Source organism: Streptomyces otsuchiensis (assembly GCF_004305975.1).
In the GTDB taxonomy this organism is placed as follows: Bacteria; Actinomycetota; Actinomycetes; order Streptomycetales; family Streptomycetaceae; genus Streptomyces; species Streptomyces otsuchiensis.
Map to the genome: position 1 here is coordinate 1 of NZ_BHZI01000658.1, position 273 is coordinate 273.

Annotated in this window: 1 protein-coding gene; it reads right to left on the bottom strand. The window is 78.8% G+C overall.

Annotation, left to right across the window (positions count from 1 at the left end; translation table 11 throughout):
* A partial coding sequence (locus E0D90_RS27020; protein WP_157996972.1) for a hypothetical protein occupies positions 1-273 on the bottom strand: 273 nt, incomplete at both ends.

The window sequence follows — 273 nt, forward strand, 5'->3', positions numbered from 1 at the left end:
GTCCTCGATCGTGCAGCCCTCGCGGGTGGTCACGCACACCCCGGCCACCCGGCCCTGGGCGTCGGTGAGTTCCAGCACCACGCCCGGAACGTCCGCGCCGCGACCCGCCTCGACGGCCCGCGCATGGACGGTCGCGGTGGTCCGGGCGGGAGTGTCGGCGGCCTCGGAGCCGCTGCCGGCCTCCGTCGCCCCGTCGGCCCCGTCGTGGGCGGCCGCGTCACCGGTCGGCACGTCCTCGCCGGTTCCGGCGTGCGAGCCCGGCAGGCACCGGAC